Annotated in this window: 20 protein-coding genes; 12 read left to right on the top strand and 8 right to left on the bottom strand. The window is 70.3% G+C overall.

Annotated features, from left to right (window positions below):
* Positions 1–93: 93 nt before the first annotated feature.
* Entirely contained in the window at positions 94–828 is a 735-nt protein-coding gene (locus tag ACG04R_RS10035; protein WP_394409010.1) for a DUF481 domain-containing protein, read from the top strand.
* A gap of 22 nt (positions 829–850) precedes the next feature.
* Here the strand turns inward: ACG04R_RS10035 and ACG04R_RS10030 are convergent, their stop codons facing one another.
* On the bottom strand, positions 851–1108 hold the full coding sequence (locus ACG04R_RS10030; RefSeq protein WP_394409609.1) for a hypothetical protein: 258 nt from the start codon (positions 1106–1108) through the stop codon (positions 851–853).
* A 102-nt stretch (positions 1109–1210) separates the two neighbouring features.
* Here ACG04R_RS10030 and ACG04R_RS10025 point away from each other — a divergent pair, with 102 nt between their 5' ends.
* The 4 genes from ACG04R_RS10025 (at position 1211) to ACG04R_RS10010 (ending at position 6948) form a co-directional block, all read left to right on the top strand.
* Positions 1211–2149, top strand: coding sequence for a bifunctional helix-turn-helix transcriptional regulator/GNAT family N-acetyltransferase (locus ACG04R_RS10025; RefSeq protein ID WP_394409007.1), 939 nt, complete (start codon positions 1211–1213; stop codon positions 2147–2149).
* Between the two features lie 190 nt (positions 2150–2339).
* Positions 2340–4538: a putative bifunctional diguanylate cyclase/phosphodiesterase gene (locus ACG04R_RS10020; protein ID WP_394409004.1), complete on the top strand. Its 2199-nt coding sequence runs from the start codon at positions 2340–2342 to the stop codon at positions 4536–4538.
* 80 nt (positions 4539–4618) lie between these two features.
* Positions 4619–5317 (top strand): sensor histidine kinase, encoded by a 699-nt coding sequence (locus tag ACG04R_RS10015; protein ID WP_394409002.1) that lies wholly within the window; start codon positions 4619–4621, stop codon positions 5315–5317.
* The gene (locus ACG04R_RS10010; protein ID WP_394409000.1) at positions 5314–6948 is read left to right on the top strand and encodes a tetratricopeptide repeat protein; all 1635 of its coding nucleotides are present in this window, start codon (positions 5314–5316) and stop codon (positions 6946–6948) included. The genes ACG04R_RS10015 and ACG04R_RS10010 overlap by 4 nt, the downstream gene beginning before the upstream one ends.
* Positions 6949–6971: 23 nt before the next feature.
* Here the strand turns inward: ACG04R_RS10010 and ACG04R_RS10005 are convergent, their stop codons facing one another.
* Positions 6972–7586, bottom strand: coding sequence for a hypothetical protein (locus ACG04R_RS10005; RefSeq protein ID WP_394408998.1), 615 nt, complete (start codon positions 7584–7586; stop codon positions 6972–6974).
* Between the two features lie 99 nt (positions 7587–7685).
* Between ACG04R_RS10005 and ACG04R_RS10000 the strand changes: the two genes are divergently transcribed.
* From ACG04R_RS10000 to ACG04R_RS09985, 4 genes are all read left to right on the top strand, one after another.
* A complete protein-coding gene (locus ACG04R_RS10000) occupies positions 7686–8084 on the top strand; it encodes a YchJ family protein (protein ID WP_394408996.1) in 399 nt (132 codons plus the stop codon).
* Positions 8081–8770: a pseudouridine synthase gene (locus ACG04R_RS09995; protein WP_394408994.1), complete on the top strand. Its 690-nt coding sequence runs from the start codon at positions 8081–8083 to the stop codon at positions 8768–8770. Before ACG04R_RS10000 ends, ACG04R_RS09995 begins: the two co-directional genes overlap by 4 nt.
* 154 nt (positions 8771–8924) lie before the next feature.
* Entirely contained in the window at positions 8925–11054 is a 2130-nt protein-coding gene (locus ACG04R_RS09990) for a hypothetical protein (protein WP_394408992.1), read from the top strand.
* 93 nt (positions 11055–11147) lie between these two features.
* A complete protein-coding gene (locus ACG04R_RS09985; RefSeq protein ID WP_394408990.1) occupies positions 11148–12146 on the top strand; it encodes a zinc-dependent alcohol dehydrogenase family protein in 999 nt (332 codons plus the stop codon).
* A 9-nt stretch (positions 12147–12155) separates the two neighbouring features.
* On the opposite strand, the gene ACG04R_RS09980 is transcribed toward ACG04R_RS09985, so the two are convergent.
* Entirely contained in the window at positions 12156–12914 is a 759-nt protein-coding gene (locus ACG04R_RS09980) for a substrate-binding periplasmic protein (RefSeq protein WP_394408988.1), read from the bottom strand.
* A 31-nt stretch (positions 12915–12945) separates the two neighbouring features.
* Complete coding sequence (locus tag ACG04R_RS09975; protein WP_394409606.1) at positions 12946–14871, bottom strand: CocE/NonD family hydrolase; 1926 nt, start codon at positions 14869–14871, stop codon at positions 12946–12948.
* A 97-nt stretch (positions 14872–14968) separates the two neighbouring features.
* On the opposite strand from ACG04R_RS09975, the gene ACG04R_RS09970 reads away from it, so the two are divergent.
* On the top strand, positions 14969–15838 hold the full coding sequence (locus ACG04R_RS09970) for an ADP-polyphosphate phosphotransferase (protein ID WP_394408986.1): 870 nt from the start codon (positions 14969–14971) through the stop codon (positions 15836–15838).
* A 152-nt stretch (positions 15839–15990) separates the two neighbouring features.
* On the opposite strand, the gene ACG04R_RS09965 is transcribed toward ACG04R_RS09970, so the two are convergent.
* From ACG04R_RS09965 to ACG04R_RS09955, 3 genes are read right to left on the bottom strand one after another with little or no spacing between them, the layout of a single operon-like run.
* Positions 15991–17436, bottom strand: a complete 1446-nt coding sequence (locus ACG04R_RS09965; protein ID WP_394408984.1) for a methyl-accepting chemotaxis protein — start codon at positions 17434–17436, stop codon at positions 15991–15993.
* Between the two features lie 59 nt (positions 17437–17495).
* Positions 17496–18572: a WD40/YVTN/BNR-like repeat-containing protein gene (locus ACG04R_RS09960; RefSeq protein ID WP_394408981.1), complete on the bottom strand. Its 1077-nt coding sequence runs from the start codon at positions 18570–18572 to the stop codon at positions 17496–17498.
* Positions 18573–18576: 4 nt separating this feature from the next.
* Positions 18577–18846 (bottom strand): MoaD/ThiS family protein, encoded by a 270-nt coding sequence (locus tag ACG04R_RS09955; RefSeq protein WP_394408978.1) that lies wholly within the window; start codon positions 18844–18846, stop codon positions 18577–18579.
* Between the two features lie 164 nt (positions 18847–19010).
* On the opposite strand from ACG04R_RS09955, the gene rarD reads away from it, so the two are divergent.
* Together rarD and ACG04R_RS09945 are read left to right on the top strand one after the other, a co-directional pair.
* Positions 19011–19886, top strand: a complete 876-nt coding sequence (gene rarD, locus ACG04R_RS09950; protein ID WP_394408975.1) for an EamA family transporter RarD — start codon at positions 19011–19013, stop codon at positions 19884–19886.
* 173 nt (positions 19887–20059) lie between these two features.
* Positions 20060–20515, top strand: coding sequence for a hypothetical protein (locus tag ACG04R_RS09945; RefSeq protein ID WP_394408972.1), 456 nt, complete (start codon positions 20060–20062; stop codon positions 20513–20515).
* A gap of 3 nt (positions 20516–20518) precedes the next feature.
* Here the strand turns inward: ACG04R_RS09945 and ACG04R_RS09940 are convergent, their stop codons facing one another.
* The gene (locus ACG04R_RS09940; RefSeq protein WP_394408969.1) at positions 20519–21580 is read right to left on the bottom strand and encodes a hypothetical protein; all 1062 of its coding nucleotides are present in this window, start codon (positions 21578–21580) and stop codon (positions 20519–20521) included.
* Positions 21581–21634 lie beyond the last annotated feature (54 nt).

Genomic DNA, 21634 nt, shown 5'->3' with positions numbered 1-21634 from the left:
GGGAACCCCCTCTGACAAGCCCGCCGGCGCCCGCCGCGGATCGTGCCGGGCTGGTGGCGATACTGCTGGTTTTCCCTGATCACCCCCCTCCTGATGACTCGCCTCACGCTCGCCCTCGCCGCCGCCCTCGTCTTTACTTCGCCGGCCACGCTGGCCCAGGACACGCCCGACGGCCAATGGCACGGCGGCCTCAGCGTCTCGGGTACGCTGGCCAGCGGCAACAGCAGCAGCCGCACGCTGGCCGCCAACGCGGACGGCAGCCGCGCGACGGCCCAGGACAAGATCAGCCTCTACGGCGTCGGCAACTACGGCCGCAACAAGGTCGCCGGCGTCGACACCACCACGGCCGACCTGCTGCGCGTGGGTGGCCGCTATGACTTCAACCTCGGCACGGACTGGTTCGCCTTCGGCGGCGCGGAAGGCGAGACCAACAAGGCCGGCGGCGTGCGTGACCGCTACAGCCTCAACGGCGGCCTGGGCTACCACCTGCTGAAGGACGACGTCCACAGCTGGGACGTGTTCAGCGGCCTGGGCTACACCGACAGCCGCTTCACCGATGGCAGCCAGGCCAACGGCGCCCAGGTGCTGGTCGGCGAGGAGTCCAGCCACAAGGTCAGCGAGACCACCACGCTGAAGCAGCGCTTCGTCTACTACCCCGACGGCGGCGAGCTCGGCGCCCGCGCCACCCTCGACGCCGGCCTGGCCACGCGCATCGCCGGCGGCTGGACGCTCAACGTCGGCCTGTCCAGCCACTACGCGCACCGCGTGCCGGCGGGCACGAAGAAGACCGACAACCTGCTGACGGCGGGCTTCGGCTACAAGTTCTGAAGCCGTCCGAAGGGCGCTGGCCTCAACGCCGGCGCACCTTGCCGGCGCGCCCCGCCTTGGACCACTCGTAGACCTCGCCGTCGGGCGTCCTGCCGCCCTCGACGGCCGACACGCCCGGCGGGCCGACGTGATCCTCCAGCTCGGTGGAGATGCTGACATGGCGATGCCCCTGCCGGCGTCGGTCCTCGGCGCAGGCCAACGCCTGGGTCAGTTCCCTGCTGCCGAAGAACTCGCAAATCGGCGCGGCGGCCTCGCCCTCGCCTTCCAGCCAATACACCACGATGCCCAAGCCGGCCTCCCTCTGTGCTGAGCCGCGAGCGTAGCGCGTCGCACCCCAGCCAAATACTTGCCAAAAGCAACGATCAATCCAACAATGCCGGCCATGTCCGAGACCTCCCCCGCCCTCGACGTCCGCGCCTTCAACCGCTTCTACACGCGCCGCATTGGTGTGCTCGCGCCCAAGCTGTCGGACAGCGACTTCACGCTGCCCGAGGCCCGCGTGCTGTGGGAGCTGGCCCACCATGCGCCGGTCAGCGCGGCAGCGCTCAGCAAGAGCCTGCAGCTGGACGCCGGCTACATGAGCCGCCTGCTGCGTGGTCTCAAAGCCCGCGGCCTGCTGGCCAGCCAGGCCCATCCCAGCGACGGCCGCCAGACGCTGCTCAAGCTCAGCGCGGCCGGCAGGCGCGCCTTTGCGCCGCTGGATCGCCAGGGCACGGCCAACGCCGAGGCGATGCTGGCACCGCTGTCGGTGCCGCAGCGCGACGCGATGCTGGACGCGATGTCGCGCATCCAGTCGCTGCTGGAGCCCGACGCGGCCACCGCCGTCGACCTGCGTCCTCCCCTGCCCGGCGACCTCGGCTGGATCGTCGAGCGTCACGGCGCCGTCTACGCTGCGGAGTACGGGCTGGACCAGCGCTTCGAGGCGCTGGTTGCGCGCATCTGCGCCGACTTCGTCGACCGCTTCCAGCCCGGCCGCGAAGCCTGCTGGATTGCCGCGCGCGGGCCGCAACGGCTGGGCAGCGTCATGCTCGTGCAGGCGCGTGACGAGGCGAGTGGCGAGCCCCGCCCCGGCATCGCCAAGCTGCGCCTGCTGCTGCTGGAGCCGCACGCACGCGGCCTCGGCGTCGGCAAGCGCCTCGTGCGCCAGTGCAGCGACTTCGCCCGCACCGCCGGCTACGAGCGCATCGAGCTGTGGACGCAAAGCGCACTGACCGCCGCGCGCGCGCTCTACGCGGCCGAGGGCTACCGCCTCGTGCACAGCGCAGCCGGCCACGGCTTCGGCCAGGACGTCATCAACGAAACCTGGGTGTTGACGCTCTGAACCGCCAGGCGGCGCAATGCACCACCCCAGTGCGCCACGACACCCGACGCGGCACACTTGTGGGGCACCACTCGGCACCGGCGCGGGCATGCGACTTGCGCAGTCCCCGCGCATGACCAGTCGCCAGGGACTTCGCACGCCTCCCGTTCCCACCCCGCCCGAGTCCCACCGAACTGCCACCGGCCCGGCCTTGCCGGCGGAGCTCGAACGTGCCGCCGGTTTCGGCCAGTGGTGGCATGACCCGCTGACCGGCCACAGCCTGCTGTCCCCCGTCGCCGCCGAGTACCTGGAGATGCCTGGTGACTCCGCGGACAGCCTCTACGCCTGCTTCGGCCACGTCGTGGAGGACGACATCCCCGAGCTCATCCGCCTGTGGACCGGCGTGCAGAGCGAGCGCCCGCTGGACATCCGCGTCATCGGCCTGGCGCGTGGCATGCGCTGGCTGCGCGTGACGCCGCTGCCACCGGACCCGGCCCGCCCGCGCTGGCGCCGCGGCCTGCTGCACGACATCACGGACCTGACCCACGCCGCCGTGCGCGAGCGCCTGGGCTACGCGCTGACCGAGTACCTCGTCGGCACCCACACGCTGGAAGACGCCATCACCAACGTCATCCAGCTCATCTGCCGCAACCTCGGCTGGGACTGGGGTGCCTACTGGAGCATGGAGGAGGGCGGCGCGGCGCACGGCCAGCTGCGCTGCCGCCACTTCTGGCACCCGCCGGACCGCGACCTGGAGCAGTTCAGCGAGGTCAGCGCCGAGCTGGGCATGGCGCCGGGCGAGGGCCTGGTGGGCCGCGTCTGGTCCAGCGGCCGGGCCGAATGGGTCGAGGACATGAGCACCGACGCGCGCTTCCTGCGCCGCGGCAGCGCACAGATGTGCGGCCTGTGGTCGGGCTACGTGTTCCCGGTCACCTACGCGTCGGACGACGGCGAACACCACCGCCCCGGCGTGCTGGAGTTCTACAGCAGCCTGGCCCGCCAGCCCGATGCACAGCTGCCCAAGGTCTCGGCGACCATCGGCGCGCTGATCGCGCAGACCGCGCAGCGCCTGGAGACCGAGGCCGTCATCCACCGCCTGGCCCAGGTGGACGAGATGACCGAGCTGGACAACCGCGCCCACTTCTACGCCCAGCTCAACCGCCACTGCACGCACAGCCAGCGCCAGGGCGGGCGCTTCGCGCTGATGTTCATCGACCTGGACCGCTTCAAGCCCATCAACGACGCTTTCGGCCACGAGGCCGGCAACGCGGTGCTGCAGGGCTTCGCCCGGCGGCTGCTGGACCTGGCGCCGCCGCCGGCCCGCGTGGGCCGCCTGGGCGGCGACGAGTTCGCCGTGCTGGTGCCGGACAGCGGCGACGAACGGGCCCTCGCCGCGCTGGTGGACAACGTGCTGGCCGCCGCGAACCGGCCCTTCGTCTACGAGGACGTGGCGCTGAACGTCTCGGCCAGCATCGGCGTCAGCCGCTTCCCGGAGAACGGCCTGACCGGCCCCGAGCTGCTGCGCAGCGCCGACGCGGCCATGTACCGCGTCAAGCAGAACGGCCGCAACGGCAGCAACGTGTTCTCCACCAGCAGCCCCGACACGCTGGCCGCGCAGCGTGCGCGGCTGGCGCAGCGCCTGGCCATCGAGGCCGAGCTGCGCGACGCGCTGCAGACCGGCCAGCTGCACCTGGCCTACCAGCCCATCGTCGACATCGCGTCGGGCGGGCTGCATGGCGTGGAGGCATTGATCCGCTGGCGCAAGCCGGATGGCGAGGTCGTGCCGCCGGATGTCTTCATCCCCATCGCCGAGCAGAGCGACCTCATCATCGACATCGGCCGCTGGGTGCTGGGCCAGGCGCTGCGCGACCTTGCCTCGCTGCAGGGCAGCGCGCTGGCGCCGCTGAAGGTGCACGTCAACATGGCCGCGTCCGAGTTCACGAGCAGCGCGCTGCCCGACACGCTGCGGGCCATGTCCGCCGAGCTGGCGGTGCCGGCCTCGCAGGTCGTGCTGGAACTGACCGAGAGCATGCTGATGCGCCAGCCCGAGCAGGTGAAGCGCGTCATGCGCCAGCTGCGCGAGATCGGCTTCGAGATCTCGCTGGACGACTTCGGCATGGGCCACTCGTCGCTGGCCATGCTGAAGAGCCTGCCCATCAGCTCTCTGAAGATCGACCGCAGCTTCGTGCGCGACCTCGCCAGCGGCGACCGCGACCGCGCCATCGCGCAGACCATCGTGAACCTGGGCAACCACCTGCAGCTGGAGGTCATCGCCGAGGGCATCGAGAGCCAGGCGCAGCTGGGCGTGCTGGCCGCCTGCGGCTGCCGCTTCGGGCAGGGCTTTCTGCTGGGGCGGCCACTGCCACTGGAGGAGCTGATCCGCACCTTCCCTCGCGCCCGCACGCGCTGACATGCGTCGCGCCCGCCAGGGCAAGTAAAGTCGTCCTAACCGCGCCGCCACCGGGGCGGGCAGCGACAAAGGCGAGCGCGATGGACATCTCCACCTTCGTGGCGGCCTCGGCCCACGACATGAAGAACTCGGTCAGCGTGATCGCGGCGTATCTGGAGGATGCGCTGCACGAGCTGTCCAAGACGGACGCCGAGCACCCCTCCGCCGCGGCGCTGTCCACGGCCCAGGCGCTGTACGAGACGCAGCGCGTCAACGGCAACCTCGTGCAGCTGATGGCCATCTTCAAGATCGAGGAAGGCATGTATCCCTTCGACCCGACCGAGGTGGCGCTGGACGAGTTCGTCGCCGAACTGGTCGGCCGCGTGCAGCCACTCGTCAAGCTCAAGGGCCTGACGCTGCAGTGCGAGCTGCAACCCGGCCTGCACGGCCGCATCTTCGACCACGACCTGATCGGCAGCGTCGTCATGCAGTCGCTGTTCAACGCCGTGCGTTACGCGAGCACGACGGTGCGGCTGTCGCTGCGCGAGGTCGACGGCCGGCTGGAGATCGAGGTTGCCGACGACGGCCAGGGCTTCCCCGCCTTCATGCTGGAACAGGGCTTCCCGTCGCGCCAGGGCATCGACACGCGCACCGGCAGCACGGGCCTCGGGCTGTACTTCTCCCGCCTGGCCGCCGGCATGCACAAGCACGGCGCGCAGACCGGCAGCACGCGGCTCGAAAACGGCGGCAAGGCGGGCGACGACCTGGCCGGCGGCCACTTCATCGTCGAGCTGCCATGAAGCCCCAGCCCCCCGCCCCCGAGGACCTGCTGCGCGGCAGCGAGTTCCTGCTCATCGAAGACTTCGAGGCCATGCGCAGCGTGCTCAAGGGCCTGCTGCTGCGCTGCGGCGCCTCGCGGGTCGACACCGCCAAGGACGGCCGCGAGGCCACCGCCCTGCTCAGCGCCAAGAGCTACGGCGTCGTCATGTGCGACTACAACCTGGGCCCCGGCAAGAACGGCCAGCAGCTGCTGGAAGAGGCCCGGCTCAAGAACTGGATCGGCCCGGCCTCGGTGTGGCTGATGATCACCGCCGAGAAGACCAGCATCATGGTCTCCGCCGCCGCCGAAGAGGCACCGGACGACTACCTGCTCAAGCCCATCACCGAAAGCCTGCTGCAGACACGCCTGCTCAAGCTCGTGGAGCGCAAGGCCGCGCTGGCCGGCATCGCTACGGCGATGAAGGCGCAGGACTGGAAGAAGGCCTTGCAGCTCTGCGAGGAACAGATCGCCGCCGGCACCAAGAGCCTGTCCGAGGTGCTGCGCCTGAAGGCTCAGCTGCACCAGAAGCTGGACGACTGGCCCCAGGCCCAGGCCGTCTACGAGAGCGTGCTGCAGCGCGGCCCCATCGCGTGGGCCAAGCTGGGCCTGGCCCAGGCCCGCGTGCACGCCGGCGACCTGGCCGGCGCACTCGCGCTGCTGCAGGACGCCGTGCGCGAACACCCGCAGTACCTGGAGGCCTACGACGAGCTGGCCGGCGTGCTGTTGGCGCAAGGCCAGGGCCAGCAGCAGATCGCCGTGCTGGAGCGCGCCGTCAACCTGTCGCCCAACTCCGCGCACCGCCAGTCGGCGCTGGGCGTGGCGGCGCTGGCGCAGGGCCAGCACGACCTCGCGACGAAGGCCTTCTCGCGCGCGCTCAAGCTGACCGAGTTCAGCGCCGTGGAGGCCCTGGAACCCTTCCTCGGCATGGCCAAGCTGCACACCGAGGCCGGCAACCCCGGCGAGGCGCAGAAGCTGATCGCGACGATGGGCCAGCGCTACGACAGCCAGGACGCCCGGCTGCTGGGCAAGGCCGAGACCGTGCGCGCGCTGCAGGCGCAGGGCGACAAGGCTGGCGCCGCGAAGCTGGCCGGCGAGCTGGTGGCGCTGGGCGCGGACGAGAGCTCGCCGGGTGCGGCCGACACTGCAGTCCGCATCGCCGAGACGCTGATCGAGTCCCAGCAGGCCGACGCCGCCACGCAGCTGCTGCAGCACGTGGCCCGCAACCACTACGACGACGAGCGGCTGCTCAAGCGCACGCAGGGCGGCTTCGAGCGCCTGGGCCAAGGTGCTGCCGGCGGCGAGCTGGTCGCCGCCGCGCGCCGCGAGGCCACCAACGCGATGAAGGACGGCATGCAGCTGATGGCCGCGGGCGACACGCAAGCCGCGCTGGAGAGCCTGCGCAGCGCCAAGACATCGATGCCGCGCAACGCCCGCGTGCTGCTGAACTTCGCCGCCGTTGCGCTGACGGTGCTGCAACGACACGGCCGCTCGGCCGCGCTGGAGGCCGAGATGCGCAACAGCATCGCGACGGCCCAGGCGCTCAGGCCCGGCGACGCGCGAGCGGCGGATCTGCTGCAGCAGCTGGCAAGGTGGACGACGGAGCCGACCTGATCGGCGGCAGCGACTGGTGCGGATCAGCTCACCCAGAGCTGCCGGTGATCGGCGACCTGCCAACCCGCCTTGACCCGATGCATCAGCACGCCGTAGCCACTGCCGCATAGCGAGCCGCAGGACACATCGGCGTAGAAAACGGCCTGGCTGCCATCGGCGCTGAAGCCGACCGGCGAGAACGCGGTGAGCAGGCCGCCGCGAGGGAATCTTTCGTGGAACCTGGACCAGCCGTCCGCGGTGCCGTCGAAGATGGACTTCAGAACGGCCGGCGAGACGTAATCGACGCTCACGGCCGGTGGCAGCAGGGCCGGTGGGATGTGGACAGGCTCCGTCGAGCCGACGCGGGACATCAGATCAAACGCCGCCGTTGGCTGGACATCCGGCAGGGTCTTTCTCAACTCGTCTGCGCTCTTCCACCCCCAACGCTGCCACCCGGCTGCCACGCGAGACTCGACCAACCGATGAATCGAACGCGGCGCCGGCTCGAACGCCTCGTTGGGCAGGTCCCAATCCGGCAGTGCCGCCGGAAAGGGCTGCACACCAGCGAGCGTGCACAGATAAGCCGCAAAGACTTCGCCCTGCCGACGTTCGCGCGCGCCGCAGCCGGCCAGGCAGATGCCTACAAGGGGAACGCTCAACAGGGTTCGTCGGTGCATGATTTCGAGACGGCCAGGTTGAATGCGTGAGATCAACTGCTGACCCAAGTCTCACCGCGGTGTCGGGCATTATTCAGCCCGATGACTTCCTCGCTCCCCTGTCCCTGCGGCAGCGCCCTGCCCTACACGTCGTGCTGCGGCCGCTGGCATGCCGAGCACGCCGCCAGTGGCAAGCTCGCAGCACCGACGCCCGAGGCGCTGATGCGCTCGCGCTATGCCGCCTTCGTGCTGGACCTGCGCCCCTACCTGCTCGCCAGTTGGCACGCCAGCACGCGCCCCGCGTCGCTGGACGCGCCCGAGCCCGGCCTGAAGTGGCTGGGACTCGACGTCAAGCAAACCGCGCTGCAGGACGCCGACCACGGCACCGTCGAGTTCGTCGCGCGCAGCAAGCTGGGTGGGCGAGCACACCGGCTGCACGAGGTCAGCCGCTTCGTGCGTGAGCACGGCGAGTGGTTCTACGTGGACGGCGACCTCTCTTGACGCTGACCGTCCTGCACGTCGACGAGCACCTCGTCGCCATCGACAAGCCGCCAGGCCTGCTGGTGCACCGCACGCAGCTCGCGGCGCACGAGGACGAAGCCGCGCTGCAGTTGCTGCGCGACCAGTTGGGCCGGCCCGTGTGGCCCGTGCATCGGCTGGACCGCGGCACATCGGGCGTGCTGCTGTTCGCGCTGTCGGCGGAGATCGCATCGTTGCTGGGTGCGATGTTCGAGCAGGGGCGCATGACGAAAAGCTACCTCGCGCTGGTGCGTGGCTGGCCGGCCGAAGACGAAGGCCTCGTGGACCACCCGCTGGCGCGCGACCCGGAGCTGCCGTCGGCGGGCCAGACGATGCTGGACGCGCAAACGCGCTGGCGCGTGCTGCAGCGGCGGGAGTGGCCTGTTGCCACCGATCCGCGTTTCGCGACCACGCGCGTCGCGCTGCTGGAGGCCGAGCCGCTGCAGGGTCGCCGACACCAGATCCGCCGCCACCTGAAGCACATCGCCCATCCCATCCTCGGCGACGCCACGCATGGCAAGGGCCCGCTGAACCGCGCCGTCGCGGCCCACCTGGGGCAGGCCCGGCTGTGGCTGCACGCACAGCGGCTCGAACTGGTGCATCCGGTCAGCGGCGCGCCGCTGCGGCTGGAGGCCGCCCCCGAGCCAGGCTGTCCGCTAACTGTCTGACTCCGCACCGGTCGAGCGCGCGTGACATCGCGCGCACGCCCCGGCGGTAACGACGGGATTTCATGTCACCCGCCGCTCCTAGCATCGCGTCCGCAACAAAACTTCATCTCAGGGAGAGATCGCGATGATTCAACGGCATGTTCAACGACATGGCATGACTCTGGCCGCCGTGGCAGCCGCCACCCTGGCGGCTTGCGGCGGCGGTGGTGGTGGCAGCACCACCAGCACCACCAGCAGCGCCCCCGCCACATCGACGGCGAGCACGAGCACCTACCTCGACGGCACCGCCGCCTACGGGGCACCGCTGGCCCAGGCCAAGGTGACGATCACCGACGTGAACGGCAAGACGGTCACGGTCACCGCCAGCGACGCTGGCAGCTACAAGGCCGATGTCACCGGACTGAAGGCCCCCCTGCTCGTGACGGCCACCGCCGCCTCGGGAGACGCCGTGCGGGTCTACCACGCGCTGCTGGCCAGCGACATCACGGCCGGATCGACCGGCCATGCCAACGTCACGCAGCTGACCGATGCCATCGTGTCCCTCGCGTCCAGCGACGGCAGCACGCCGGGCGAGTTCGCCAGCGCCGACAAGCTCAAGAGCCTCGACCCGGCCCGGCTGCAGAAGGCCCAGGACCTGGTCAAGACCATCGTCAAGGACGTCGCAACGGCCCTGGGTGCCACCGGCTACGACCCCGTGACGGCCACCTTCACCGCGGACGGCACCAGCAGCGCCGACAAGCTGCTGGACATGGTGAAGCTGACCATCGACCAGAGCGGCGTCACGCTGCGCATCGTCGGCGTGTCCGCGTCCACCAGCGCTGACGGCGCCGCCAGCAGCACGGTGGCCACCGTGAAGGACGCGACCGCCGCTGCCCCGGCCGCGCTGCCGGCACCGACGGTCACCGACGGCATCACCGCCTTCGACCCCTGGGTGGCCAGCGTCAACAAATGCCTGGCCCTGCCCGCCGCACAGCGCGTGAGCACCGACACCAGCGGCGCGCCCACCGCCTTTCTCGGCGACTGCGCCAAGATCAGCGGCTTCACGGCCAACTACCTGCACAACGGCTACACGCTGCTGCAGTACTGGGGCAAGCAGCTGCACAACGTCATCCCCGACGGCGCCGTGATGGGCCGGCCGGAAGTGCTCGGCTTCTTCAAGACGGACGCGGGCGACGACACCGCCATCGTGCGCTTCACCTACAGCAGCCCCAAGGGCGGCGGCAGCTACGTCGACACGGCGCACAAGCTGTCGGGCGTCTGGGCCCTCGAAGGCAACCAGCGCAAGTACGACGCCGGCATCAGCATCCGCATGGCGCGCTCGACCGACCTCAGCACCAACCCGTTCACGCCGGCCAACGGACCGGACGCCGGCAAGAACGTCGGCTGGTTCAACGCCTACTCGCCACGCATCCACCTGACGTTCAACCAGAGCGGGCCCAATGGCGCCGCCGTCTACGCCGTGCGCGTGAAGGGCCCCGGCCTGCCGGCGAACGGCATCGTGCTGGCGCGCTCATCGTCCTGCGGCACGGGCGACTACTTGGCGACCTACTCCAACGACGGCACTCTGCCCACCACGCCGGCCGCCGGCACGACGGTGATGCCCCTGCCCACCAGCGCGACGAGCAATCGCTACACGCTGGGCGTCGCACAGAACGGCAGCGCCTACACCGGCACGGACTTCTACAACGAGTGGCGCGGCCGCAATGCCGACGGCACGCCCAGCACGTCCAGGTCCAACATGATCGCGCCGTCGCCGGGCGTCGACCTCTCGACGATCCCGCTGCTCGCGCGCTACGTGTTCGAGGTGTTCAAGGCCGGCTCCAGCACGCCGGCCGACACCTTCGCCGTGCGCGCCGTCACCAAGCCCGTGTCGGCCGCCTTCGCCGCCAAGCTGCCCTGGGCCGAACCCACGGCCAACGCGCTGGAGTACGTGAAGCCGACCAACACCGCGCTGGCTGCGGCGCTCGACAGCGCAGCACTGAGCTGGACCGTGCCGGCCGACGGAGCACCAGTGGGTACGGCCTACCTGTACGGCACTGGCTACGACGGCAGCATTGCCCGCCGCATGCAGGCGGACACCAGCGTCGCGGCGCTGGGCGACACCAGCCTGACCGTGCAGGCCACCGCCGAGCGCGACGGCAACGGCCAGACCTGCGGCTACGCCAAGATCCCGTCGTTCACCGCCACCAGCGGCTCGCGCGAGATCGGCCTGCGCCAGCCCATGGTCGACGGCCTGGTGATGCAGACCGTCACGCAGCACCTGGCCCGCAGCCCGGCGAAGTGATGGCGTGAAGCCCCCCCGGTGCCGCAACTGAGGTTGCGGTGCCGGGCCCGCCATGCCGAGAATCCACGGCTCCAACACCGACAGGAGACCGGCATGGCGATCACAGGCATCAAGGCGCAGTACGAGCAACGCGGCCCGGTGCCGCAGGACGTCATCCGGGCCGTGCCCTTCGAGCCGCCGTCTCCCGCCGCCGGCCAGGCGCTGGTGGCCGTGCTGGCCGCGCCCATCAATCCGTCGGACGTGCTGATGCTGACCGGCGGCTACGGCATCCTGCCGCCCCTTCCCGCGGTGGGCGGCAGCGAGGGCGTGGGCCGCATCGTCGCTGTCGGCGAGGGCATGAGCCACCTCGCTGCCGGCCAGACCGTGCTGCTGCCCGCCGGCAGCGGCACCTGGGCCAGCCACCTGATCGCCGACGCCAAGCGCCTCGTACCGCTGCCGCCCGGGGCGGACGCGCAACAGCTGTCCATGCTGACCGTGAACCCCGCCACCGCGTCGCTGATGCTGTCGGAGTTCGTCACGCTGCAGCCCGGCGACTGGGTCATCCAGAACGTCGCCAACTCCGGCGTCGGCGGCTACCTGACGCAGTTGGCGCGGCTGCGCGGCTTGCGCACCGTCAACATCGTGCGGCGCGAGGGCGCCGCAGCGGCCGTGAAAGCCGATGGTGGTGACATCGTGCTGGTGGATGGCGACGACCTCGCCTCGCGCGTGAAGGACGCCGTGTCAGGCGCCCCCATCCGCCTGGGCATCGACGCTGTCGGCGGCAAGGCCACCAACCGGCTGGCCAGCTGCGTGGCCGAGGGCGGCACCGTCGTCAACTACGGGCTGATGAGCGGCGAGCCCTGCGTCGTGTCGCCGCAATCCTTCGTCTTCAACGACCTGACCTTGCGCGGCTTCTGGCTGGCCAAGTGGTTCCGCATCGCCCCGCGCGATGCGCAGCAGGCGCTGTACGGCGAGCTGACGAAGCTCATCGCCGGCGGCCGGCTGAAGGCGCGCATCCACGCGACCTACGCGGTGGAACAGATTCAGGACGCCGTCGCCGCCGCGGCAACGGGCGAGCGCGACGGCAAGATCCTCGTCGTGCCGCGGCACTGACCGCCCGCGTCAGCGGGCCCCGGCGGGCAGCCAGCGGGCGCGGATGCGCTGCAACTGCCCCTGTGCGTCCAGCCGCAGGATGGCCTCGTTGAAGCGGACCACGTCGGCCTCGCTGAAACGCTTGCGGCTGAGCTTGTAGGCGACGACGTCGCGGCGCACCGGCAGCGACAGCTCCACCACGCTGACACCGGCGGCCGCAGCTGCGTCCAGCACCGCGAGGTGATCGCCCACCAGCACATCACCACGGCCCAGCGCCAGCAGACGCACGCCCTTGGCGTAGTCCTCGAAGGGCGTCAGCAGGCCACGCGCGGCAAACTGGTCGACCAGCGGCACGATGCGGGGACCACGATGCGCCAGCAGGTGCAGCCCGGCCTCCAGCACGTCGTCGAGGGACTGCGGCGCGGGCACCGGTGCGGCACCCGCACGCACGAAGGCGGCGAACTCCTCATGCCGGTAGGGGCGCGTGAACCAGGCAATCTCGGGTGATGGCCCGTCGAGGGATGCCGCCACCAGCAGATCCAGCTCCCCCGTCGCCAGCATCGGCAGGCGCCGGTTGCGCGGCACGTTCTGCACATACTCCACGGAGCAGCCCAGTTCGCGGGCCAGGGTGGCCAGCAGTTCGACCTCGAGGCCTGTGTGGTGACCCTTGGCATCGATGAAGGAATAAGGCCGCCAGTCCTCGAACGGCACGCGCCACGGCCGGCCGCAAGCCGCTGCGGCCAGCAGCGGCATCGACAGCAGCAGCACGCTCAGCAAACGTCGGGTCACGCGCCAAGAATAGCCCGCCGCCGAGATGGCGTCAGCGCGCCTCGACGACCTTCAGCTCCAGCCCCGAGGCCTGACCCTGCCAGCGGTAGAGCTTCTGCGTTGCCGCCTGGAAGTCCTGCGGCTTCGCGCTGCGGATGGGCACGAAGGTCTGCGGGTTGCGGTCGATGAGCGGGAACCAGCTGCTCTGCACCTGCACCATGATGCGGTGGCCGCGGCGGAAGCTGTGGTTCACGTCCTGCAGCGCCACGCGCAGCTCCTCCACCTGGCCGGGCACCATCGCCTCCGGCTTCTCGAGGCTGTGGCGGTAGCGGCCGCGCAGCGGGTCGCCGCGCACCAGCTGCTGGTAGCCGCCCAGCGGCGCCTCCTGCGGCTCGACGTCCTCCGTGCGCGGCTTGCGCTTCTTGGCGGCCTCGTCCTCCAGCTCGGGCGGGTAGACGTCGATGAGCTTGACGACCCAGTCGGCATCCGTGCCCGACGTGGACGCGAACAGCCGCGCGACGACAGGGCCGGCGACGGTCACGTCGTCTTCCAGCACGTCGCTGCGAAAGGTCAGCACATCGGGTCGCGTGGCGGCGAAGCGCTGGTCGCTGACCATGTATTCCTGCGGCACATCCAGCGACGCGTAGGCCACGAAAGGCACCGGCTTGTTCGGGTCGCTGACCCAGCTGTCGAACTCCGGCTGCGTGGCGGCCGGCGGCGTGAAGCTGAGCCTGCCGCCGGGCGCGAAGTACAGCGTGCGCGCCTTGGCCTCCCGGGGCGGCCAGGCGTCGTAGCGGCGCCAGACGTTGGTGCCGGTCTCGAAGACCGTGGCGCGCGCGATCGGCGCCTTGGGCTGCACGTCGCGCAGGTATTGCTCGAAGAACGGTAGCAGCACGTCTTTCTGGAATTGCTCGGCCGTGGGTTGCTGGAACTGCACACGACCCAGCTGCCGGCCCGGCGCGCCGACCCAGCCGCCATGCACCCACGGGCCCATGACGAGGCGGTTGTCCGTCGCAGGGCTCTGCCTGCCAATGGCGCGGTAGGTGGCCAGCGGGCCGGCGAGGTCTTCGGCGTCGAACCAGCCACCCACGGTCAGCACAGCGGCGTGGATGTTCTTCAGGTGCGGCGTGATCGCGCGGCTCTGCCAGAACTCGTCGTAGACAGGGTGGGCCAGCTGTTCGTCGAAGTAGCGATTGGCGCCGCCCTCCTTCGCCATCCGTGCCGACAGCGCGTCGAGGTTGCCCTGCTGCAGGTAGAACTCGTAGCCGTCCAGCGTGCCCCAGTCGAACTGCGGCCACTGCTTGGGCGGCAGCACCGGCGTGGCCTGCGGCTTGAAGCCGGTGTAGAAGCCGAAGTTGGCCGCCAGCATGAAGGCGCCGCCGTGGTAGCTGTCGTCACCCTTGAAAAGGTCCGTCACCGGCGCCTGCGGCGACGCGGCCTTGATGGCCGGGTGCGAATCGATGATGGACGCCGACGTGTAGAAGCCCGGATAGGAAATGCCCCACAGGCCCACGCGGCCGTTGTGGCCGGCCACGTGGTCCAGCAGCCACTGCACGGAGTCGTGCGTGTCGCTGCTCTCGTCGACGTCGGCGGGCGTCTTCTTGACGGGCTTGTGCGGCGTCATCTCGATGAACTCGCCCTCGGACTGATTGCGGCCGCGCACGTCCTGGCAGACAAAGATGTAGCCCGCCTTCAGGAAGTCCTCACTGGGCGCGAGATGCTGCACGCCGCCGCGGTCCACGCCATAAGGGCCGCAACCATAGGGAGTGCGCACCATCAGGAAGGGGTAGTGCCTGCTCTGGTCCTTCGGGACGTACACGGCGGTGAAGAGCTTCCTGCCGTCACGCACCGGGATGCGGTACTCGTACTTCGTGTAGTGCTCGCGCGGCTCGTAGGCGGGCGGCTTGTCGTCATCGGCAGCGTGGACGGCCGGGCCGGCCAGGGCCAGCAGCGACAGAAGTGAGGCGCGCAGCAGCATCGTCGACAAGGAGCGGAGTGTTGGGAGGGCGGAGTCTGACACCGACCTGGGCCACATGACGTTAGTCTGTGGTTCCGACAGCTCGCAGGTCCCTGACATGCCCATCGACATCTCCGCCTGCCGCGTGCCGCCAAGCCAGAAGGTCAAGCTCAAGCACTGGCCGACCGCGGTGGCGCCGCTGTACCGCGACGACGCCGACTACCAGCGGCAGCTGGCCGCCCACGTCGGCCGCCTCGCCGAGCTGCAGAACCTGCTGTACGCGCACAACCGCTACTCGCTGCTGCTGATCTTCCAGGCAATGGACGCGGCGGGCAAGGACGGCGTCATCAAGCACGTCATGTCGGGCGTGAACCCGCAGGGCTGCCAGGTCTTCAGCTTCAAGCACCCGAGCGCCCAGGAGCTGGAGCATGACTTCCTGTGGCGCACGACGCAGTGCCTGCCCGAGCGCGGGCGCATCGGCATCTTCAACCGCTCCTACTACGAGGAGGTGCTGATCGTGCGCGTGCACCCGGAGATCCTGGCGGCGCAATCGCTGCCCGCCACCACGGCGAAACCGCCCCGGCTCTGGGACGAGCGCTACGCCTCCATCAACGGCCTGGAGCAGCACCTGCATCGCAACGGCACGCGCGTCATCAAATTCTTCTTGCACATCTCGCGCGACGAGCAGCGTCGGCGCTTCCTCGCGCGGCTGGACGACCCCGCCAAGAACTGGAAGTTCACGCGCGACGACATCGCCGAGCGCGAGCACTGGCCCGGCTACATGAAGGCCTACGGCGAGGCCCTGAGCCACACGAGCAGCGAGCACGCGCCCTGGTACGTGGTGCCGGCGGACGACAAGCGCAACGCGCGGCTCATCGTGTCGCAGGTCATCGTCGAGCACCTCGGCGCGCTGAAGATGAGCTACCCCGCACCGACGCTGGACGGCGCCGAGCTGACGCGCATCCGCAAGCAACTCAGCGAAGACTGACGACTTGCTTCTGAGGGCCGAGCGCTGGGTCGCTCCCGAGCCGGCCCGTCGGGCGATGTGCTTGCGGCTCGATGCCGCAAGCATCGGCGTTCCCTCGGGGGACCGATCAGGCTTGACGCGTTCAGCAGGCAAGCCTGGACGGGGCTGTCCAATCAAGCCGCGCGGGTGTTGAAGACGCTCACCTCATCCGCCAGACGCTGCGCCTGATCGCGCAGGCTTTCCGCCGCCGCGGCGGACTGTTCCACCAGCGCCGCGTTCTGCTGCGTGACCTGATCCAGTTGGCCCACGGCCTGGTTGACCCGGCCGATGCCCTCGCTCTGCTCCGACGCCGAGCGCGCGATGTCACCAATCAGCTCGGCGACCTGCTGGGCCGCGCCGGCGATCTCTCGCATGGCATCGCCCGCCGACGCCACCAGCCCCGAGCCGGCCGCCACCTGCTCGGTGGACTGCGCGATGAGGCTCTTGATGTCCTTCGCCGCGTCGGCACTGCGCTGCGCCAGGCTGCGCACCTCGGAGGCGACAACGGCAAAGCCGCGCCCCTCCTCGCCCGCGCGCGCCGCCTCGACGGCCGCGTTCAGCGCGAGGATGTTGGTCTGGAAGGCGATGGAGTCGATCAGCCCGGTGATGTCGGCGATGCGTCCGGCGCTGGCGTCGATGGCCTGCATCGTCGTCACGACCTGTTGCACGACGCCAGAGCCGCGCGAGGCCGAGTCTGCCGCGCCGCTGGCCAGCGCATGGGCCTGCCGGGCCGAGTCAGCCGTCTGGCGCACGGCCAGCGTCAGCGAGTCCATCGACGACGCCGTGGACTGCAGGCTGGCCGCCATCTTCTCGGTGCGCACCGACAGATCCTGGTTGCCCGACGCGATCTCGGCGCTGGCGCCGTCGATGCTCTTGGCGGCCGTCTGCACCTGGTGCACGGCGCCATGGATGCGGTCCACCGCGCCGCGCAGCAGTCCGGCCGTGCCATCGGCGCGCTCGACGTGACGCGTGTCGAGGTTGATGCGCTCGTGCGCCGTCAGGTGCTCGACAAGGTTGACCAGCGCCGCCTGCTCGGCCGCGCGACGGTGCATCTGCAGCGCGATCAGCACCTCGAAGGCCGTCTGCCCTACCACGTAGCCGGCGTGGATGAGCACACGAGAGAAGCCCGGGTCGGTGAGGCAGTACACGCCCACGCCGCCGGCCTGCAGGCGGTCGAACAGCACGTGATGCACTGCGATGGCCGCGGCGCCGGTGATGACGGGCGCCCAGTGCCGGTAGGTCAGCAGGAAGGCCAGCGTGACGAAGACGCCGAAATGGAACTCCAGCATGCCGCGCGCGAGCTGGATCTGCAGCGCCACCATGGCCATCGACGTGACGGCCATCGTGTGCGCTGCCAGCGCCGTGCCGCCCGCCGTCGCGTAGGCCGCCGCCGCCACGCCGACCACGACGACGCTGACACCGATCGCCAGTCCAATGCCGTCGAAATAGAACCCCAGCGCCAGTGCGATCAGCACGTGCAGAGCCAGGCCCATCAGCATCAGTCGGTCCGCCTCGCGCCAGGACGCCTGACGTGCGCTCTCACGAGCGCCCCCACCTTCACCCCAAGTGCCGCTGTCCATGACCCGTCTCCTCAAGATGTCGTGCGGCCATGCTAGGAGTTCGGCCTGCGGCGGACAAGTCAGCCGAACTTGACGGCGTAGATGGGCGGCAGGTGGGCGGAGACGGTCTGCCAGCTGTCGCCCGCGTCGCCGCTGGCCCACAAGCCGCCGGTCGTGGAGCCCATGACGAGCTGCTCGCCGCTGTCATCCACGGCCAGGCCGTGGCGGTAGATGAGGTCGTAGCAGTGCTGCTGCGGCAGCCCCGTGCGCAAGACATCGAAGGTCTTGCCGCCGTCGCGCGTGCGCGTCACGCACAGCGCGGCGTCGACGGGGATGCGGCGCTCGTCCTTGACGGCCGGCGCGAACCAGGCGGTGTCGGGGTCGCCGGGATGCGCGGCGACGGCGAAGCCGAAGCTGGACGGCAGGGCTCGCGTCTCGACCCACGTGGCGCCGTTGTCGGCCGAGCGGAAGATGCCACAGTGGTGTTGGCACCAGAGCACGTCGGGCTGGTCGCGGCAGCGGGCGATGAGGTGGGGGTCCTGCGAGTTCTCGTCGCCGGCCAGCTCGGGTGGCATGAAGTCGGCGCGCATACCCTTGGCACGAAGATGCCAGCTGGCGCCGCCGTCGGTCGTGCGCCAGGCGCCGCCGCAGGACACGCCGACCAGCAGCTCGTCCGGCCGTGTCGGGTGCGGGCAGATGGAGTGCAGCGCCGGCGCGGGGTTACCGCCGCCCATCCACTGCTCGCGCCGCGGGTCGCGCCACAGCGTCTCGTCGAGCTGCCAGGACTCGCCGCCGTCGCGGCTGACGAACAGCCCACCCGGCACGCTGCCGCACCAGATCGCGTCGCCGGCGCGCTCCAGCGCGAACACCTGGTCGAGCTTCCACGCCGGGCCCTCGGCGCCCTCCGGCTGCGGCGGGAAGCTGGGCGCGGTGACTTCACGCCAGGTCTGGCCGGCGTCGTCGCTGGCGTGCAGCTTGGCGCCGAAGTGGCCCAGGTTGAGCCCCGCCAGCATGCGGCCCGAGTCGTCGGGCGGCAGCAGCATCGTGACGGGGTCGGCGACGAAGCTGAGCCTCTCCACCTGCCAGGCACCGCCGCGGCGGCGCAGTTCGAAGAGGCCTTTGCGGGTCGCGGCCCAGGCGCGGTCTTGTCGAGTCATGGCATCAGCCTCCCGAGAGTGCTTGCAGGACATGGACCCGGCTGTCGGGCCCGAGGGGATCAGTCAGCCCGCGCAGATCGCGCACGCGCCGGCCGTCGATGAAGACGACGACGTTGACCCGCAGGTGGCCCTGGTCGTCGAGGATGTAGCCGCGCAGCCGAGGGTTGATGTCGAAGGCGGCATCGAGGCCCGCTCGCAGCACGGTCGCCGGCGTGTCGATGACGGGGGTGTCGACGAAGCGGCGCAGCTGGGGTGTGAATTCGATGCGGGCCATGTCAGTGGCGCCCGGCCATCCGAAGCCACTGACGCGCCCCCTCGGGGAGCAGCGAACGGAGCGAGCGTGGGGGTTTCATTGCTGGACGACGAACGAGACGGGCCGAATTCGACGGCGATGCCCCGACTGAAGCACCCGGAATAACCCTCAATGAGAATGCCCCGATGAATTCCGGTGTCTTCTTCGCCCTCGGCGCCTACCTGAGCTGGGGGCTGTTCCCGCTCTACTTCCGCCAGATCGCGGCCATCCCGGCACTGCAGATCGTGGCCCACCGCACGCTGTGGTCGCTGGCTTTCGTGGTGGTCGTGCTGCTGGCGACGGGTCACCTGAAGTGGCTGCGCGGCGTCAGCGCGGCGACATGGCGGCGCTTTGCGCTGTCGGCGGCGCTGATCGCCGTCAACTGGCTGGCCTACGTCTGGGCCGTGGGCCACGGCCATGTCATCGACGCCAGCCTGGGCTATTTCATCAACCCGCTGGTGAACGTGGCGCTGGGGTTTGCCGTGCTTCATGAGCGGCCCCGGCCGGTGCAGTGGCTGGCCGTCGGGCTGGCGGCCTTCGGCGTGCTGTGGCTGACGTTTGCCGCCGGGCGGCTGCCGTGGATCGCGCTGGTGCTGGCCCTGAGCTTCGGCCTCTACGGCCTGATGCGCAAGACGGCCACGCTGGGCGCCATCGAGGGGCTGACGCTGGAGACCCTGATCCTCGCGCCGCTGGCGGCCGCCGGGCTGGCCTTCTGGTGGCAGGCGGGCGACCTGGCCGGGCAGACGGCGGTGGACTGGGCCTGGCTGGTCGGCACCGGCCCGGTGACGGCCGGCGCGCTGCTGCTGTTCGCGGCCGGCGCGCGGCGCATCCCGCTGGCGACGCTGGGCCTGGTGCAGTACGTGTCGCCATCGCTGCAGTTCCTGCTGGGCGTGTTCCTGTTCAGAGAGCCGATGAGTGCCACACGACTGGTCGCCTTCGGCTTCATCTGGAGCGCGCTGGCGGTCTACAGCGCCGAAGGCCTGTGGCAGACGCGCCGCGCGCTGCAGGTCCGGCCGCTCTGAGCACTCCTTTCAAGAGCATGCCACGCGGCTCGACACCGTCGTTTGTTCAAAGTCCGCCCGCCCGAGCCCGATGAGCCGAGGCTGTAACAGCGCGGATCTTTACAAGCGGCGGCGTAAACCGGGGGCGGCAGAAGGCGTTAAATGAATGCATTCAACCGCTCAGTGAGTCCGCCGTGAAAACTCTTGCCCGTACGCTGATCGTTGCCGCGCTGGTGGCCGCCACGGGTGCCGCCAGCGCCGGCCCGCGTGGCTATTACGAGCCGCCGCGCTACCACCATCACGACGGCATCGGCCTCGGCGGGCTGGTATTTGGCCTGGCCGTGGCGCTGCCGCTGATCGCGCTGGCCCACGAAGCCGACCGGGCGCCCGACGTGGTCTATGTGCCACCGCCGGCCCCACTGCCGCCGCCCCCGGTCTATGTCGCTCCGCCCCCTGCCTACGTCGCACCCAGCCGTGCCACTGAACCGGTCATCTACCCGCGCAACGGTCAGAGCAACGTCCAGCTGGAGGCCGACCACCGCGACTGCAATCGCTGGGCGACCACACAGCCGTCCGCGATGAACGACACCAGCGTCTTCAACCGCGCCGTCGACGCCTGCATGGACGCGCGCGGCTACACGCTGCGCTGAGCCTCAGCGCCCGGCGGCCGACGAACCGGTGGTGGCGGGCGGTGTTGCTGCGTCGTCCCGCCGGTACCAATCGCGGGTGGCAGCGTTGAGGCGGCTGCGGTCAAGCTGCCACAGGCCCAGCGGGCCGTGGACGATGTCCAACGTGTGCACGGTACCGGGGTCGAACTGGTCCCAGTAGTCCCGCACCTGCGGCAGCGACACGGCGGGCGGCCCCGGCTGCACCGGCACGAGCCTCGCGCGGCCTTCCAGCCTGTAGTCGGTGGCGACGGCGCTACCGGCCAGCCACTGGTCCAACCGCAACGCACCACGGGTGAGGCCGCCGCACAGCGCGATGGCCAGCAGCCCGCTGACCACCATGGCCTCGCGGGCAGGCACGCGCCGGGCCACCATCAGCGGATAAGCCAGTAGCCCGGACAGGCCCAGCGCCGCGGTGATCAGGTACAGGTGGCGCGGCGACAGCAGCTCATGCTCGCTCAGGGCCATGTCCAGCAGGGTCAGGCAGAGCACCGCCAGGAACAGGGCGCAGGTGACCAGCGCCGTGCGGTTCTTCTCCAGCGCGAAGTCGGTCAGCGCAGCGGCGACCAACGCCTCGCCAGGCAGCAGCGCACGCAGGATGTCGGCCGTGGCTTCGCGGGACTGCAGGGCATTCATCCCCGTGTCGGCGCACACCATCACGCCAGCCTCCCCATGGCCCAGGGCCAACCAGTGCAGATTGCCGGCACCCAGGCTGGCATTGCCCACCCAGCGCAGCTCCTGCGTCCGCAGGGGCCATACCCGCTCCAGGCGTCCGCTGCCCGGCAGCACGGCCAAGAGCCGCAGCTGTCCCCCCTCGTCGATGAGCAGGCCCTTGCCTTCGAAGGGCAACATCTTCAGGACGCGCCGGTAGGCCGCCGGGCGCGACACATTGACCCGGAACCACCGCCGCGCTCCCAGCGTTGGCTGCAGCTCACGCAGCAGTTCATCCTGACCACGCTTGGTGCGGCGCTGGTGCCGCAAGACGCTGAAGAGCAGTCCGAGCAGCGCCAGCAGCAGCGCGACCTGCAGGACCCGCAGGACCAGTTCCATGGAAGCTCCCTGACGCGCCGCTTGGCGGGCGCTGTCGGGCAGTGTAGGCGCCGG

Source organism: Pelomonas candidula (genome assembly GCF_043555985.1).
GTDB lineage: Bacteria > Pseudomonadota > Gammaproteobacteria > Burkholderiales > Burkholderiaceae_C > Pelomonas > Pelomonas candidula.
Note: the sequence above shows the minus strand (reverse complement) of the source record. Positions and strands in the feature narration are given on the sequence as shown.

Bases quoted from the DNA above. Each gene is read 5' to 3' on its own strand.
- ACG04R_RS10035 (WP_394409010.1), top strand. From the start codon at position 94: ATGACTCGCCTCACGCTCGCCCTCGCCGCCGCCCTCGTCTTTACTTCG.
- ACG04R_RS10025 (WP_394409007.1), top strand. From the start codon at position 1,211: ATGTCCGAGACCTCCCCCGCCCTCGACGTCCGCGCCTTCAACCGCTTC.
- ACG04R_RS10015 (WP_394409002.1), top strand. From the start codon at position 4,619: ATGGACATCTCCACCTTCGTGGCGGCCTCGGCCCACGACATGAAGAAC.
- ACG04R_RS10010 (WP_394409000.1), top strand. From the start codon at position 5,314: ATGAAGCCCCAGCCCCCCGCCCCCGAGGACCTGCTGCGCGGCAGCGAG.
- ACG04R_RS10000 (WP_394408996.1), top strand. From the start codon at position 7,686: ATGACTTCCTCGCTCCCCTGTCCCTGCGGCAGCGCCCTGCCCTACACG.
- ACG04R_RS09990 (WP_394408992.1), top strand. From the start codon at position 8,925: ATGACTCTGGCCGCCGTGGCAGCCGCCACCCTGGCGGCTTGCGGCGGC.
- ACG04R_RS09985 (WP_394408990.1), top strand. From the start codon at position 11,148: ATGGCGATCACAGGCATCAAGGCGCAGTACGAGCAACGCGGCCCGGTG.
- ACG04R_RS09975 (WP_394409606.1), bottom strand. From the start codon at position 14,871: ATGCTGCTGCGCGCCTCACTTCTGTCGCTGCTGGCCCTGGCCGGCCCG.
- ACG04R_RS09970 (WP_394408986.1), top strand. From the start codon at position 14,969: ATGCCCATCGACATCTCCGCCTGCCGCGTGCCGCCAAGCCAGAAGGTC.
- ACG04R_RS09965 (WP_394408984.1), bottom strand. From the start codon at position 17,436: ATGGACAGCGGCACTTGGGGTGAAGGTGGGGGCGCTCGTGAGAGCGCA.
- ACG04R_RS09960 (WP_394408981.1), bottom strand. From the start codon at position 18,572: ATGACTCGACAAGACCGCGCCTGGGCCGCGACCCGCAAAGGCCTCTTC.
- ACG04R_RS09955 (WP_394408978.1), bottom strand. From the start codon at position 18,846: ATGGCCCGCATCGAATTCACACCCCAGCTGCGCCGCTTCGTCGACACC.
- rarD (WP_394408975.1), top strand. From the start codon at position 19,011: ATGAATTCCGGTGTCTTCTTCGCCCTCGGCGCCTACCTGAGCTGGGGG.
- ACG04R_RS09940 (WP_394408969.1), bottom strand. From the start codon at position 21,580: ATGGAACTGGTCCTGCGGGTCCTGCAGGTCGCGCTGCTGCTGGCGCTG.